Source organism: Nocardia sp. CA-151230, assembly GCF_050942175.1.
Lineage (GTDB): Bacteria > Actinomycetota > Actinomycetes > Mycobacteriales > Mycobacteriaceae > Nocardia.
This window is the reverse complement of the sequence record NZ_CP192061.1, coordinates 7,002,008-7,016,056: the sequence shown is the minus strand read 5'-3', so window position 1 is coordinate 7,016,056 and position 14,049 is coordinate 7,002,008. Positions and strand designations below refer to the sequence as shown.

Below are 14,049 nucleotides of genomic sequence, written 5' to 3'. Positions count from 1 at the left end.
CCTGCTCGAGTACGTTTAGAAAATAACGTACGATAGCCCGCGTGGTTGATCAACGAGCGCCGCGACGGAAGGCGGAGGTAGCGTTTGCTGGCTTCGAGTACGTCTTCCCGGCCATCCGGGGAATACAAGCAGGGCGCGAGTACTTCGTCTCCATGTGCCCGCTTCGACTGATCCCGACGATGTTCGTCTTCGACGATGAAGAGATCGCGCCGGAAGTGCGCGCTCAGCGGATGCTCAACAAGAGCCGCGTGCCTGTGCTGGCGCGCTACATCCTCGACAACCCCGACGACTACGTCTTCAGCGCCTTGACCGCGTCCATCGATGGCACGGTCACGTTCGAGCAGGTTGCCGAGGACGGAATCGGCATGCGTATCGGGCAGATCCGCGTGCCTATGTCGGCACGTTTCCTGATCAACGACGGGCAGCACCGGCGAGCAGCAATCGAGCACGCGCTCAAGGAGCAACCGGACCTCGGAGACGAAACCATCGCAGTGGTCTTCTTCCACGATGTGGGACTGGCCCGCTCCCAACAGCTCTTCGCCGATCTCAACCGTCACGCCGTCCGTCCATGTCGGTCGATCGGCGTACTTTACGACCAACGTGATGATCTCGCAGCACTCACACGGCTACTGGCACTCAAGTCGAGTGTGTTCAAGCAGCACGTGGAAATGGAGAGGAGCACGCTATCTGCACGGTCACGCAAACTGTTCACCTTGAGTGCTCTGTACTCGGCCAACCAATCGTTGCTGCAAGGGCTTTCGATAGACCGTGATGACGCGGACTCGTTGGCTCAGGGCTTCTGGGCTTTCATCGACTCGCTCATCCCGGAATGGGAGCAGGTGCGCACACGTCGTATGGCTGCGCCCGATGTTCGTCGCGAGTACCTGCACAGCCACAGCATCGCCCTGCAGGCGATCGGCCGTGTCGGCAACGCGGTGTTGCGAGACTCGACCGACGTCGCCGACTGGCAACCGCGGCTCAAGAGCCTTGCCGACGTCGACTGGGCTCGCACCAACCCTGATTGGGAAGGCCGTGCCATCGTCGGAGGTCGAGTCTCCAAGAGCCATACCCAGGTGACACTGACAGTGAATTATCTGCGTCGCGTGCTCGATCAGCGGCTCAGTCCCGAAGAACAGCGAATCGAAGACGCATACCAGCGAGGAGACTCATGAGCGCCCCCAGTCGGACGGCCGCGCCGTTCCAAGGCAGGACTCTCAAGGAGGTGATCGCAGAACTCACCGCTGAGGTCCAAGACTTGTATACCGCGGACGACGTGCCGTGGGTCGTTGGCTACAGCGGTGGCAAGGATTCCACCGCCACCCTGCAGCTGGTGTGGCTGGCGTTGCAACAGTTGCCGGCGGAAAAGCGCACCAAGACTGTGCATGTCATCAGCACGGACACGCTGGTGGAGAATCCGGTCGTCGCGGCGTGGGTCACGCAGTCGCTGGATACCATGCGCAGCGCCGCGGAGCAGCAGCAGTTGCCGATCGAGCCACACCGACTCACGCCCAAGGTCTCGGAGACCTTCTGGGTGAACTTGATCGGGCGTGGATACCCTGCTCCGCGCCCGAAGTTTCGGTGGTGCACTGAGCGTATGAAGATCCGCCCGTCGAACACGTTCATCCGTAAGGTGGTTCGCAAGCACGGTGAGGCGATCCTCGTGCTGGGCATCCGTAAACAAGAGAGCCAGGCCCGTGCCCGCGCCATGGCCAAGCACGAGAAGCGTCGCGTGCAGGAACGCCTGTCGCCGAACGGCAATCTGCCCAACTCATTGGTGTACAGCCCGATCGAGGACTGGTCCAGCGATGACGTGTGGACCTTCCTGATGCAGCAGAACAATCCTTGGGGACACCCCAACAAGGATCTGCTGACGATGTACCAGAGCGCGACCGCCGACCAGGAATGCCCCTTGGTCGTCGACAGCAGCACACCGTCCTGTGGTGACAGCCGATTCGGCTGCTGGACCTGCACGTTGGTCGAGCAGGACAAGTCGATGGCGGCAATGGTCAACAACAGCGAAGAAATGGAGTGGATGCGTCCACTGCTGCAATTGCGCGACAAGCTCGATGTCACCGGGCCCGAAGAACACAAGCTGCGCGACTTCCGTAAGATGAACGGAAAAATGCAGCTCACTATCAACGATGACATCGTGCACGGCCCCTACACCCAGCAAGCGCGAGAAACATGGCTGCGTGAACTTCTGCAGGCACAGGCACACGTCCGCGCGAACGCACCCGAGCACGTCCGTAACATCGAGCTGATCACCATGGAAGAGCTCCACGAGATTCGTCACCACTGGGTGTTCACGAAGCATGAGGTGGAGGACTCGCTACCGCGTATCTACGAAGAGGAGACCGGCGAAAAGTTCCCTGGTCGACCCTTCGACGACTATCTTGCGATGGGCGCCGGTGAAATGGAGTTGCTGCGCCAAATCTGTGATGGTGATGAACTGGCATTCACCACTGCGCGCGAACTCCTGGGTGTGGAACGCAAATATCGGACTATGACTCGGCGAGCAGGTCTATTTGAAGCATTGGAAGAAGCTGTTACGAAGGGCTTCTTCGACAACAAAGATGATGCTCACGAGTATGCCCTGAACAAGCGGCGTTTGAAGAAGGAGATCGTCGACATGTTGCCGCTGGCAGGTTTGGAAGAGGCTACCGATGCTCCTGCATAAGCTCACACTGCAGGACTTCGGCGCCTACCGCGGAACCCAAACACTGACCCTGACAACGACGCCACAGCAGCCGATCGTACTGATCGGTGGCATGAACGGGTGCGGCAAAACCACCTTGCTGGATGCTCTGCAGTTGGTGCTGTACGGGCCACGGGCACGCTGCAGCGGCCGTATAGGCCGGTCCTATGAGACGTACCTGCGTGAATGCATCAATCGGCGAGCGGATCCGACCATCGGTGCTGCGGTCGAACTGGAGTTCTCCGTCACGGAAGAGGGCGTAGAGAACGTGTACCACCTGCGGCGAGCGTGGGCTTCGACGGGAAAAGGTCTCAGCGAATACGTCGACGTTCAGATCAACAACAAACCGAGCAAGGTGATCAGCGACTCCTGGGCAGACCACGTCGAGGACCTCTTGCCGCTCGAAATCGGCTCCCTGTTCTTCTTCGACGGCGAGAAGATCGAATCGTTGGCAGACCCGGAGCGGGCTTCTGCTGTCATCGAGTCGGCAGTGCACTCGTTGCTCGGCGTCAATGTCGTCCAGCAGCTGCGCGCCGATTTGCTGTCGCTGCAGCGCCGCCAGAAACTGACTGGCGAGGAAGAGCAAGCGACCCGCGAGATTCGCGAACTGGAGAAGGCGCACGCAGAGGCCCACAGGTCTGTCGCCGATGCCAATCTGAGAACGGCAGCCGTGCAAAGCGAACTCGACCTTGCCAAGAAAGCATTGAAGAAGGCCGAGCGTGCATTCGAACGCGACGGTGGCGATCTCTACGAACGCCGCCGTGAACTCCATGCTCGCCAAGACGAAATAAAAAAGTCCTACGCCGTGGTCGAAGAATCGCTCGTCGGCCTAGCGGCGGGCCCCCTGCCGCTGCTGCTGTTGAGTGATCAGATCGCAGACGTGCATAAACAAGCGATTCTCGAAAAGGATGCTCAAGACTCCGCGCAAGTTGTGCAGGTGCTTGAGGATCGCGACAAGGCGATCCTCGACCGTCTCTGTGCTGTGATGTCGACCGACGAACTCACATCACTGAGTAGCTACCTGCAGGATGACCGGCTCCGCCGTGAACACGTGGCCAACACCGAACAGGTGTTGGGGCTGAACGCCGACGGTCACGCTCAGCTGCTCGCTGTGGATCAGGTTCTTGCCCACGAGACCCGCCGCGCACGCGAACTTCTCGGCCAGGCACAGGAACACACGACGAGCCTCGCAGGCCTGGACCAACAACTTGAAGGTGTGCCTGACGAGTCGGTGATCGCCACCCGTATCGCCGACCTGGAGGAAGCCAGGGGCAGCGTTGCTCGCCTCACCGCCGCCAAGAAGGCTGCGGCCAGCGAATATGAGAACAAGAAGAACCAGGTGGCTGGCATTGAGGCGCAGCTGAAACGAGCACATGAGACCCGAGTCGAAGCTTTGATTCGAGCCGATGAAGTCAAGCGCATCATCGACCACTGTGAACGTCAGCGCGAGATTCTTGGCAAGTACGGTACAGCCCTGCTGAACCGACACGTCAATCAGCTCGAGGTCGCAGTATTGTCCAGTTTCACCACGCTGATGCGTAAGCAGGGCTTGATAAGCGATCTGCGTATCGATACCGAACGGTTCCAGCTGACCTTGATGGGTGACGACGATACCGAGATCGACCCGGCTCGTCTCAGTGCCGGCGAACGCCAGCTGCTGGCGGTGTCGCTGCTGTGGGGCCTCGCACGCGTGGCCGGAAACTGGTTGCCCAGTGTGATCGATACACCGTTGGGTCGGCTTGATAGCCGACACCGTGAGCACCTGGTCGATCGCTACTTCCCGAACGCGAGCCACCAGGTTCTATTGCTGTCGACCGACGAAGAGATCGACGAGAACCTGCTGCAACGGCTGAAACCACACCTGTCGCACACCTACACGCTCGCACACGACGACACCACCTTCAGTACCTCGGTACAACCGGGCTACTGGTGGACCAGCGGAGCCGAACATGTCGCTTGACACCATCCGACTTTCCCAACCCGCCCGCGACCAGTTGATTCGGCTCAAACGAACTACCAAGATCAAGAACTGGAACGTGCTGTGCCGCTGGGCGTTTGCTCTCTCATTGCGCGAGCCATCCGTTCCAGCAGTGAAAGAGATCAACACCGACTCGAACGTCGAAATGAGCTGGAAGACCTTCGCGGGGTCCTACGGCGACGTCTACATGGCCCTGCTACGGCAACGGTGCGCTACGGACGGTGAACCGTTGACCGATGAATCGCTGAGTCGGGCACTGACCATCCACCTGCACCGCGGCATCGGCTATTTGTCGGGCACAAAGGAGATCAACTCGATTACCGAGCTCATCGCCTCGGCAGTCCGGCCTGCTGAACCGCGCTAGCTTCAGCCAGCTCTTCTTGCTCTGATGGGGCAGTGGTCCCTGAGGGTCACCACCCCCTCTGGGGCTCAGAATCCGTCGGAGAGCGTCGTGGCCCGTACACACCCTGTGGTAGCGGCGAACAATGTCTGGTCGCGACGGAGGCTGGCAAAGATGTTCGGTGCGTGAGACGTGTGTAGATCATGAGATCATCCGAGTGTGTCTGGGGCGCGGGGGCGATGTCTAGCACGTCCATGAAGTGTCCAGAAACTCGAGTGACGTTAGTATTGCGAGCGCACGGCTCGGATAGCCCGCGGTTGTCAAGTGGCTCAGTATTTTAATGCGCTGCAACAGATTTCGGCAACATTGGGACAGCCTCGGTAGTGTGTGGTAGTCCACAGTCCAGTGAGTCGGCAGGTTTCTGGTTCGAGTCCAGATGGGGGAGCTCAAACCCCCGATCGGCATTCCGATCGGGGGTTTTCCTTTTTCTGCGCCAGAGTAGCCACCGATACGCATTCGACCGGTGCCGCGACTATTTTGAGCCGGTTACCTCCGGGCTGACGGCGAGGCGTCGGTCATCTCGGTTCGGGTGATCTCTCGCCGACCTTTCTCAGTTCCGTCGAAGGTGAGTGCCCGGCCCTGAACAAGGTCTCGACCTCGGGATCCGCCCGGCCACCCCAGGCCGACATCCCTGCGGCGGAATGTCCACGGAGTATCGGGTGTTTACGAGTTTTGAACCGATTCGACCGGCCCCCGAGGAGATCGAATGTCCAGTTCCGCCCCTCTCGTCGACTCGACCACCGACTTCGGCGTAAAAGTCGCCAAACATCTGGCCCAGGACACCATCATCTGGCTGACCACCGTAAGCCCCAGCGCCACACCGCAACCCAACCCGGTCTGGTTCCAATGGGCCAAGGAAGAGTTCCTGATCTTCACCCAGCCCGGCACCCCCAAATTGCGCAATATAGCTGCCAACCCACGGGTTTCACTGAACCTCAATTCCACCCCCTCCGGCGGCGACGTCATCGTCTTCACCGGCACAGCCCGTGTCGACACCGAAACCACCCCCGCCGAACGCGACGCCTTCGTCGAGAAGTACACCGACGCCCTGGTCGACATAGGCATGACCAGAGACCAGTTATTCGCCGACTACTCGATCCCGGTACGCATCACCCCCGATCGCCTCCGCGGCTTCTGACGGGTTGCGGAACAGTTCCCTCGATTCGTGGCGGTCGCTCGGATCAGAGGAAGGTCCCAAGTGCCGTGCAGTGGGCCGGAAGCGCTACTTCAGCCGCGGCCGAGGAGTGTCCCGCCGTTGATCTGCAGGATCTGTCCGGTGGTCCATCCGGCGTCGGGTGAGGTGAGGTGGGTTATGCCTGCGGCGATTTCGTCGGGTGTTCCGGCGCGGCCGAGGGGGATCGGGAAGGCGGTGGCACGGAGGCCAGCTGCCGATGGGTGGCGGTGACTGTCGTCGGGCGACGGGCGCCCGTGCTGGAAGCTGCGGCCAAGGAGATCAACAGTGGGATCGGGGCCGACCTGGTCACCACCGCGACCGCCGATCTCACCGCGCCATCACCCAGCCTCGCGAGATCGAACTGTACGTACGAACCTCTGCCCGACTTGCCGGTCAGGCTGTCGGAGGGGAGGCGGCCAGCACGACACTCGAAACGCGGTTCGAGTTCGGTTGAGCCGCTAGCCCTGGCTTCGGCTGATTCCTCCGTCCAGATACCGGAACAAGCGGACGGCTTCGCCCATCTGTGGTGCGCCGGCGATGCCTTCGCGCAGCATGATGGCGTGGAACAGTTCGAACAGTTCCTCGTGTTGGAGGGCGGGGCGGTTTTCTTGGCGCCAGTGGAGGATGTCGGGACCGTCGTTGCTGAAATCGTGGTGCTCGCCAGGGTTGATGGTGACGCTGTCGCCAGCCTTCAGGGATCGTGTGACGCCGTTGAGGGTGAAGGTCATGACTCCGGACAGCACGTGGAAGGACTCGGTCATCGATTTGTGCCAGTGCGGCGGTGGGCCGCTCCAGATCGGTGCGGACCACTCGGTGACGAGCAGCTCACCATCCGTTTCCTCACCGGTGGTTATGAACCGCAGCGTGAAATCGGTTCCGGGGATTGTCAGCACATCGCCAGGTTTTGCCATGTCCAACACCAGTTTTCGACTCGAGCGGTTACCGCAGCATCGAGATCTTCGCTGCGATCTTGTTTCGACGTTACGACATGTGGACGTGCGGCGCGGTGATCGGATGGGTTGGCGCGGAACATGTCTCGCGGGATGCCAGGAGTCTGTGCAGACTCACGGGTATGGATCGTAGTTTCTATGCGGGTCGGGTTGCGGTGGTTACCGGGGCGGGAGCCGGGATCGGGCGGGAGCTCGCGGTACGGCTGGGGCGGGAGGGGGCTTCGGTGGTGCTGCTCGACCAGAACGAGGCGGCGCTGGGGGAGACGGCGGGGATGGTTCGGGGTGGGGATGGGGAGGTGGTGGCGCTGGTTGCCGATGTCGCGAATCCGGTGCGGATGGGGGAGGTTGCGGCCGAGGTGGTCGGGCGGCTCGGGGGTGTGGATGTGTTGATCAACAATGCGGGGAAGCTCTTTTACGGTGGGGTGGCCGAGTCCGAACCGGGCGACTTCGAGGCGGTGATGCGGGCGAATTTCGGTGCGACCGTGGTGAGTACGAAAGCCTTCCTGCCGTATGTCGTGAAGTCGCCCGAGGGGCGGATCGCGAATCTCTCCTCGGCGTACGGGTTGATCGGGCTCGGCGGGGCCGCGCCCTACACGGCGGCCAAGTTCGCGATTCGCGGCTTCACCGAGTCGCTGCGGTCGGAATTGCGTGGACAGCCGAATGTTGCTGTCAGCTGTGTGTTTCCGGGCGGGGTGAAGACCGGGATCGCCTGGTCGGCGTTGGCGGCGGCGGGGGTGGATGCGGAGCGGGCGGCGCAGCGGTTCGACCGGTATGTGGCCCGCACCGATCCCGGTGTTGCGGCGCAGGTGATTCTGAGTGGTGTCGCGCGGGGGAAGAGTCGTGTACTGATAGGACCCGACGCGATCCTTGCCGAAGTCGCCGCCAGGGTGGCGGGCGGGCAGTACGAGAAGCTGATTCGGCTCGTGGTCAGGGGATAAAAGGGGAACACACGATGCCGGGTACACGATGGCTGTTGATCGAGACGTTCGGTGGTGGGGAGCCGACCGTCATCGGACTGGGCAGTGCGCCGAGGAAGTTCGTGCCGCTGACGCAGATCTTCCGGCAGCGCGAGACGCTGGCGACGATCCGCGGGGCGGTGGCGGCGACCGCGGAGGCGCTGGCGCCGGTGGAGGTCATGAGCGATGGCGGCCGCCGGCGGACTCTCACCGCGCCGCTGCTGATCACGCCCGAGCGCATGCACGCCGTGCTGGTGTGGTCGGGGCCGGCGGAGGAGACGGTGCCGCCGCGAGATCCGGTGGGGGCGTGGTACTTCAACCTGTCCACCTCGAAGTCCACGCGCTCGGACGATCTGCTGGATCTCTACGGTGTCGCGCCGGAGAATCGGGCGCGCGAGCACGCCATCGCGGGCGTGTTCGCCCGCGTCATCACCAATAGCGACGAGTCCGACGCCCTGGCCAAGGTGGTCCGGTCGGCGCCGGGTACCGAGCATCAGGCGGTGTGGACGGTCCGTCGCGACGACGGCGCCCTGCGCGCGGCGCACTTCTCGTGCCGCATCATCGAAGAGACCGATGCCGCCGGGAATCCCGAGGTGTTCATGCGTGGGGTCACCCATGACATCGGTGATGCCACCGACGTCAGCGCCGCGCCGCCGCCGGTGATCCTCGAGCACCGCGTGCTCGACGCGGCCGCCGCGGAGGGCGATTTCCGTGCCATTGTCGACCTGCGCACCCTGCGGCTGTTGCGCTGGATGGGTCCGGCCATGCCGGGCATCGCGTGGCAGTCGCTGACCGGCGAACCGGAGCCGGCGATCCACCCGGACGATATCGAGACGGCGAAGACCATGAGCCGCAACCTCGCTCACTCCCGAACCGCCGGGCGGCTGCGGCTCCGGACCCTCGACGGGGGTTGGAAATCGGTGCGGGCCCGGGCCGTGCTCATGGCGCTGGACCAGCACACGACGGCCGCGCTGGTCACCGTCCGGGATCCGGATATGCCGGACGTGGACTAGGTCACCCGATCGCCAGCAAACAGACCAGTGGCAATGTTTGTTGTGTATCTAACACCGTCCGAATCGGTCCCGGGCTGCTGCTCCAGGTCAGCGTGTTTCGCCAGTAAATACGCAGGCAGGCACACGATTTGCTCAATTGATCACACTGTGTGCGCGTCGATACACTGCCGCGTACACGCACCCGCGTGAGCGGGAATCTTGCCGGTGATCCCCTGTGATGCCGCTTGTCGCGTCGTAGGAAAGCCCTGCCCGGGAACGCTCGCGAAGTGCTCCGGGAATCGGGGCTGCTCGGCGTTGGGAGGCGACGCAGTGCTCGGACCGACATACGCGTGGTGGGTGCACCCGCGCGGCCGCATCTGGCAGTGGATCGTCACCCGGGCGGTCCGAGTGGGGGAGAGCTACGTACGGCCGCGCCTGGACGTGAATTTCCCGCTGCTGGAGCCCAATCCCACGGAGATCGTGCGAATTCCGCTGGATCGCTTGCACATCGACACCATGATCCGGCAATCCGGCGAGAACTCCCGGCATGTCACGGCGCTGTCGGAGGTCGCCGCGGCTCTGCCGCCGATCGTCGTGCATCGATCGCGCATGACGGTCATCGACGGCGCCCATCGCGTGCGCGCGGCAATGTGCAGCGGCTCTCAGTGGATCGACGCGGTCTACTTCGACGGTGACGACGGGCAGGCCCTGCTGCTCGCGGTCCGGCTGAACAGCAGGCACGGCCTGCCTCTGTCCGCGGCCGACCGCAAAGCCGCGGCCGAACAGGCGCTGTCGTTCTATCCCGACTGGTCCGACCGCAAGCTGGCCGAGGTGATCGGCCTGCCCGAGCGGACCATCGCCGCGGTCCGGAAGCGGTCGGCGGCGCGCCCCGGCCCCCACCTCACCCGGCGCGCACTCGCGGCTCCCGCGCCACAGCCGCGCCAGTGTCACCCCGAGCGAATTCGCGACGAGCGTTCCCAGGCCGGTCCCGGGGCTGCCGCGAAAGACCTGTCGTATCCCGCTCGCGCACTGTGGAATCTGCGCTCCGACCCGGCGTTGACCCGCACGGAATCCGGCAGGCAACTACTACGCCTGTTCGACGCGCTGCCCGCGGACCCCGTGGCCTGGCCGGACCTGGCCGATGATCTCCCGCCGTACTGCGCTGCCCTGGTCGCCGAACTGGCCTCCCAGCAGGCGCGGCACTGGGCCGCACTGGCCCGATCCGCCGGCCGGACCGCGGCGGCCGGGAAGACCACCGCCGCGTGACAGCTCGATCCGGCCGCGTTCGATCGGGTCGGTGACGGTCGGTGGTCGGCGCCGCATAGGGGGCCGATCCCGTCGAAGGCGTTGGCGTACTTCATACCTGCGACCCAGCTGCGCCGGATGCGGATCGAATACTCCTGCGGATTGCTCACCGCTCGAACGGATCTCCCCGTCACCGCCATCGCCCACAACTCCGGCTTCGCCACCGAACGGCAGTTCTACCGCGCCTTCCGCATCGAGCTGGGCATGACCCCGGCCGCCTACCGGGCGACCGGAGGCGCTGCCCGCACCCGCAGTTCAGTCCCGTGTCACCGCCCGCATGAGCAGCGGCTTGTCCGGCGCGCCGATGAACGAAAGCTGCGGCCGGATGGGCTCGTTCGTGGCGATCCGCAGATCCAGCTGCTGGGCGATGGTGGCGATCGACAGCACCACCTCCATGGTCGCGAAGTTCTGCGCGATGCAGATCCGCTTGCCCGCTCCGAATGCCAGCGATGCCTCCCGATGTGGCCGGGTCATGTTCTCCGGCAGGTAGCGCGTCGGATCGAACTCCCCCGCCCGATCCCAGACCCGCGGATTGCCGTGCGCCCCGTGCATGCTGATCATGATGGTGGTGCCGGGTTCGATGCGATAGCCCGCCAGCACGTCCTCGCCCAGCGCCACCTTGCTGAAGGCCATGATCGGCGGGTACAGCCGCATCGTCTCCAGGAAGACGGCCTTGGTCCACACCAGCTTGTCCAGGTCGGCGGCGGTGGGGGCGCGCCCGCCGAGCGCGGTGTCGAGCTCCTCGTGGAGGCGCTGCCGGGCCTCGGGATGGTCGGCGAGCAGCTTCCACACCCAGGTCAGCGCGGTGGCCGAGGTCTCCATGCCGGCCCCGATGAATGTCATGAGCTCGTCCCGGATTTCGAGATCGGTGTAGCTGTGCCCGGTCTCGGGATCGGTGGCCGCCATGAGCAGGCCGAGCAGATTGTCCCTGCGGGTGATGCGGCCTTGGCGGTGATCGGAAATGATTCCGGCCACGGTGTTCTCGATGCCGCGCAGCTCGAACATGATGTGCGGGGCCACCATCCAGGAGGCGGCGCGGACGGCCCGGATCGGAATCCGTGAGCCCGCCTGCTTCTCGGGCTTCTCGGTGCGGCGCACCAGCCACATGGACAGCGGCCGCAGCGTCCGGCTCACATTGGTGACCACACCCACGCCGAAGAATTTGAGCAGCCGCTTGAGTTTGATCTTCGAGATGGGCCCGTCCAGATCGGTGCCGAACATGGTGCGCGCCACGATATCCAGCATGAGGCGGGTCATCTCCACGCCCACGTCGACCGGCGCCCCGGCCGCGCGCAGCCGCCGGGCCGTCTCCTGGGCCGCCTCGACCATGGGCACATCGAACTGGTCGATGGCGCTGCGCGCGAAGATCGGCTGCACCAGGCGCTTGTTGCGGTAGTAGAGGCGATCGTCGCGCTGGGTCACCAGACCCTGGCCGAAAACCACGGCGAGCATATCGAATTCGGCGCCGCGCACGTAGTTCTCGTGATTGGCGATCAGCACGTGCCGAACCAGCTCGGGACTGCGCACGACGACGTACTTCGCCAGCGGCAGGCGGGCGATCAGCACATCGTCCTGACCCGGCAGCTCGGCCGCCAGGTACTGCATGATGGTGCGCTCCCGGATCCGCCCGGGCAGTCCCAGCGCCAGCCGCCAGGACTGCCCCCAGGTGACCCGCGTGTTGTGCCAGCGCATGGGTGCGGGCTGCCACCGCGGCGGGTGGAGTTCGGTGCTTCCTGTGGCCGGTGCTGTCATGAGACCATCCCGTGCGATCGAAAGTCGTTCGCCCCGTGGGGCTTACATTCGAATGCTACTGGGGAGTAGGGGTTCGCGCAGGCGATGTGGTGTAACCGCGTCCGCCGGGCGTCACGGGTTTGGTCACAGCTCCACCTTGATTCTTGAGCAATCATTCAAGTACCATGGCCGCATGGCCCGCACTCGCGAATTCGAACCCGATGACGTGGTGGATGCCGCCATGCACCGCTTCTGGGAGCGCGGGTATCGGGCCACCTCGGTGGAGGACCTGGTCAAGGCGACCGGCGTGAAACCCGGCAGCCTGTACAGCGCCTTCCCTGGCGGCAAGCACGCGCTGTTCCTGGCCTCGCTACGGCGTTACTCGGACCTGATCGTGCCTCAGAAATTGGGCGAACTCGATGATCCGAACGCGTCGCTGGCCCAGGTGCGCGGCTACTTCGACGGCCTGCTGGCCGACCTGCTCTCACCGGAGGGGCGGATGGGCTGCCTGCTGGTGAACACCGCCATCGAGAACGCCGCCACCGATGACGCGGCCGCTGCCGTGGTGCGCGGGCATCTGGCGCGGCTGGAGGATCGGATGCGGGACGCATTGCGGAATGCCTTGCGTCGCAAGGAGGTCCGATCGAACGTCGATCCCGTCGCTGCTGCGAAGGGCTTGGTGGCCACGTCGCAGGGGCTGATGGTGGTCGGCAAGGCGAATCCCGACGAGCTGGTGTTGCGCGCGATTGTCGACAATGCCTTCGCCGGGCTGTCGCCCGGTTAGGCGCAGCGAAAACCGTTGCAGGGCCGTCCTTGTGGACGGCCCTTCTTTCCCGTCAATATTTGAACACTCACTCAAGAATGAAGGTATGTCATGAAGGCGATCACCATCTCCCACTACGGTGCGCCCGAGGTGCTCACCGTGACCGAACTGCCCGATCCGGCACCGGCCGCAGGTGAAATCCTGGTCGAAGTCAAGGCTTTCGGGATCAACCATGCGGAAACCTACATGCGGTCGGGGCAGTGGGGCGATGTCGCCCAGGTGACCGGTATCGAAGCCGCCGGCGTCGTCGCCGCCGACCCTTCGGGCAAGCTGCCCTCGGGGACCCCGGTCGTGGCGATCATGGGTGGCATGGGCCGCACCCGCAACGGCTCCTACGCCGAGCTGGTCACCGTGCCCGCGGACAATGTCGTCGCGGTCGACACGGCTTTGGAATGGACCGATCTCGCCGCCGTCCCGGAGGTCTACGCCACCGCGTGGACCGCCCTGCACGACAATCTCGCCGTCGCGGATGGCGAGACGGTGCTGGTGCGCGGCGCGACCTCGTCACTGGGACAGGCGGCGGTGAATATCGCCTCCGACCTCGGGGCCACGGTCATCGCCACCACCCGATCGCAGGAGAATGCGGCGATGCTCGAAAAGATCGGTGCGGCAATGGTCCTCACCGAGGACGGCAACCTGTCGGAGCGCGTGCGCGCGGCCGGAATCGTCGTCGACGCCCTGCTGGACCTGGTCGGCAACTCCGTCCTGCGTGATTCGGTCGCGACCGTGCGACCGCGCGGGCGCGTCTGCCAGGCCGGATTCCTCGGCGGCCTGGCCCCCGTGCCGGAGTTCAACCCGATCGCCGACCTGCCCAGCGGAGTCCAGCTGTCCTTCTTCGGCAGCTTCGTCTTCGGGACGCCCGGATTCCCGCTCTCGGCGGTCCCGCTCGCGGACCTCGTCGCCAAGGCCGAAGCCGGTGTGTACCACGCGAAACCGGTGCGCACCTTCACCTTCGACGAGATCGTGCGGGCGCACGAGGTGATGGAGTCCGGGACCGCCGGCGGCAAGATGACCGTTGCCGTCGGCTAGTCCGGACGGCCGGGGC

13 protein-coding genes and 1 pseudogene are annotated in these 14,049 nt (G+C 64.2%); 11 read left to right on the top strand and 3 right to left on the bottom strand.

Features of this window, described 5'->3' with window-relative positions; translation table 11 throughout:
* The first annotated feature begins 41 nt into the window (after positions 1 to 41).
* From dndB to ACQP1O_RS33045, 5 genes are all read left to right on the top strand, one after another.
* Entirely contained in the window at positions 42 to 1,172 is a 1,131-nt protein-coding gene (gene dndB, locus ACQP1O_RS33065) for a DNA sulfur modification protein DndB (protein ID WP_433562291.1), read from the top strand.
* Complete coding sequence (dndC, locus tag ACQP1O_RS33060) at positions 1,169 to 2,677, top strand: DNA phosphorothioation system sulfurtransferase DndC (RefSeq protein ID WP_433562290.1); 1,509 nt, start codon at positions 1,169 to 1,171, stop codon at positions 2,675 to 2,677. The genes dndB and dndC overlap by 4 nt, the downstream gene beginning before the upstream one ends.
* Positions 2,664 to 4,655, top strand: a complete 1,992-nt coding sequence (gene dndD / locus ACQP1O_RS33055; RefSeq protein ID WP_433562289.1) for a DNA sulfur modification protein DndD — start codon at positions 2,664 to 2,666, stop codon at positions 4,653 to 4,655. Before dndC ends, dndD begins: the two co-directional genes overlap by 14 nt.
* Complete coding sequence (dndE, locus tag ACQP1O_RS33050) at positions 4,645 to 5,037, top strand: DNA sulfur modification protein DndE (RefSeq protein WP_433562288.1); 393 nt, start codon at positions 4,645 to 4,647, stop codon at positions 5,035 to 5,037. Before dndD ends, dndE begins: the two co-directional genes overlap by 11 nt.
* A 742-nt stretch (positions 5,038 to 5,779) precedes the next feature.
* Positions 5,780 to 6,211: a TIGR03667 family PPOX class F420-dependent oxidoreductase gene (locus ACQP1O_RS33045; RefSeq protein WP_433562287.1), complete on the top strand. Its 432-nt coding sequence runs from the start codon at positions 5,780 to 5,782 to the stop codon at positions 6,209 to 6,211.
* An 89-nt stretch (positions 6,212 to 6,300) separates the two neighbouring features.
* Here the strand turns inward: ACQP1O_RS33045 and ACQP1O_RS33040 are convergent, their stop codons facing one another.
* Together ACQP1O_RS33040 and ACQP1O_RS33035 are read right to left on the bottom strand one after the other, a co-directional pair.
* A complete protein-coding gene (locus tag ACQP1O_RS33040) occupies positions 6,301 to 6,387 on the bottom strand; it encodes a hypothetical protein (protein WP_433567879.1) in 87 nt (28 codons plus the stop codon).
* A gap of 318 nt (positions 6,388 to 6,705) precedes the next feature.
* On the bottom strand, positions 6,706 to 7,158 hold the full coding sequence (locus ACQP1O_RS33035) for a cupin domain-containing protein (RefSeq protein WP_433562286.1): 453 nt from the start codon (positions 7,156 to 7,158) through the stop codon (positions 6,706 to 6,708).
* Positions 7,159 to 7,319: 161 nt separating this feature from the next.
* On the opposite strand from ACQP1O_RS33035, the gene ACQP1O_RS33030 reads away from it, so the two are divergent.
* The 4 genes and pseudogenes from ACQP1O_RS33030 to ACQP1O_RS33015 all read left to right on the top strand — a co-directional run.
* Entirely contained in the window at positions 7,320 to 8,135 is an 816-nt protein-coding gene (locus tag ACQP1O_RS33030; protein WP_433562285.1) for an SDR family NAD(P)-dependent oxidoreductase, read from the top strand.
* Positions 8,136 to 8,149: 14 nt separating this feature from the next.
* Positions 8,150 to 9,166, top strand: a complete 1,017-nt coding sequence (locus ACQP1O_RS33025; RefSeq protein WP_433562284.1) for a GAF domain-containing protein — start codon at positions 8,150 to 8,152, stop codon at positions 9,164 to 9,166.
* Positions 9,167 to 9,475: 309 nt separating this feature from the next.
* Positions 9,476 to 10,411 (top strand): ParB N-terminal domain-containing protein, encoded by a 936-nt coding sequence (locus ACQP1O_RS33020; protein ID WP_433562283.1) that lies wholly within the window; start codon positions 9,476 to 9,478, stop codon positions 10,409 to 10,411.
* Positions 10,412 to 10,492: 81 nt separating this feature from the next.
* Positions 10,493 to 10,666: pseudogene (locus ACQP1O_RS33015) on the top strand (helix-turn-helix domain-containing protein); the annotation flags it as partial.
* Between the two features lie 39 nt (positions 10,667 to 10,705).
* On the opposite strand, the gene ACQP1O_RS33010 reads toward ACQP1O_RS33015, so the two are convergent.
* A complete protein-coding gene (locus ACQP1O_RS33010; RefSeq protein ID WP_433562282.1) occupies positions 10,706 to 12,202 on the bottom strand; it encodes a cytochrome P450 in 1,497 nt (498 codons plus the stop codon).
* Between the two features lie 172 nt (positions 12,203 to 12,374).
* Between ACQP1O_RS33010 and ACQP1O_RS33005 the strand changes: the two genes are divergently transcribed.
* On the top strand, positions 12,375 to 12,965 hold the full coding sequence (locus ACQP1O_RS33005; protein ID WP_433562281.1) for a TetR/AcrR family transcriptional regulator: 591 nt from the start codon (positions 12,375 to 12,377) through the stop codon (positions 12,963 to 12,965).
* A gap of 90 nt (positions 12,966 to 13,055) precedes the next feature.
* Positions 13,056 to 14,033 (top strand): zinc-binding dehydrogenase, encoded by a 978-nt coding sequence (locus tag ACQP1O_RS33000; RefSeq protein WP_433562280.1) that lies wholly within the window; start codon positions 13,056 to 13,058, stop codon positions 14,031 to 14,033.
* Positions 14,034 to 14,049: the final 16 nt, after the last annotated feature.

Excerpts from the sequence above, each read along its gene's own strand:
- ACQP1O_RS33025 (WP_433562284.1), top strand. The coding sequence starts at position 8,150 with ATGCCGGGTACACGATGGCTGTTGATCGAGACGTTCGGTGGTGGGGAG.
- ACQP1O_RS33000 (WP_433562280.1), top strand. The coding sequence starts at position 13,056 with ATGAAGGCGATCACCATCTCCCACTACGGTGCGCCCGAGGTGCTCACC.
- dndC (WP_433562290.1), top strand. The coding sequence starts at position 1,169 with ATGAGCGCCCCCAGTCGGACGGCCGCGCCGTTCCAAGGCAGGACTCTC.
- ACQP1O_RS33010 (WP_433562282.1), bottom strand. The coding sequence starts at position 12,202 with ATGACAGCACCGGCCACAGGAAGCACCGAACTCCACCCGCCGCGGTGG.
- ACQP1O_RS33045 (WP_433562287.1), top strand. The coding sequence starts at position 5,780 with ATGTCCAGTTCCGCCCCTCTCGTCGACTCGACCACCGACTTCGGCGTA.
- ACQP1O_RS33030 (WP_433562285.1), top strand. The coding sequence starts at position 7,320 with ATGGATCGTAGTTTCTATGCGGGTCGGGTTGCGGTGGTTACCGGGGCG.
- dndD (WP_433562289.1), top strand. The coding sequence starts at position 2,664 with ATGCTCCTGCATAAGCTCACACTGCAGGACTTCGGCGCCTACCGCGGA.
- ACQP1O_RS33035 (WP_433562286.1), bottom strand. The coding sequence starts at position 7,158 with ATGGCAAAACCTGGCGATGTGCTGACAATCCCCGGAACCGATTTCACG.
- ACQP1O_RS33005 (WP_433562281.1), top strand. The coding sequence starts at position 12,375 with ATGGCCCGCACTCGCGAATTCGAACCCGATGACGTGGTGGATGCCGCC.
- dndE (WP_433562288.1), top strand. The coding sequence starts at position 4,645 with ATGTCGCTTGACACCATCCGACTTTCCCAACCCGCCCGCGACCAGTTG.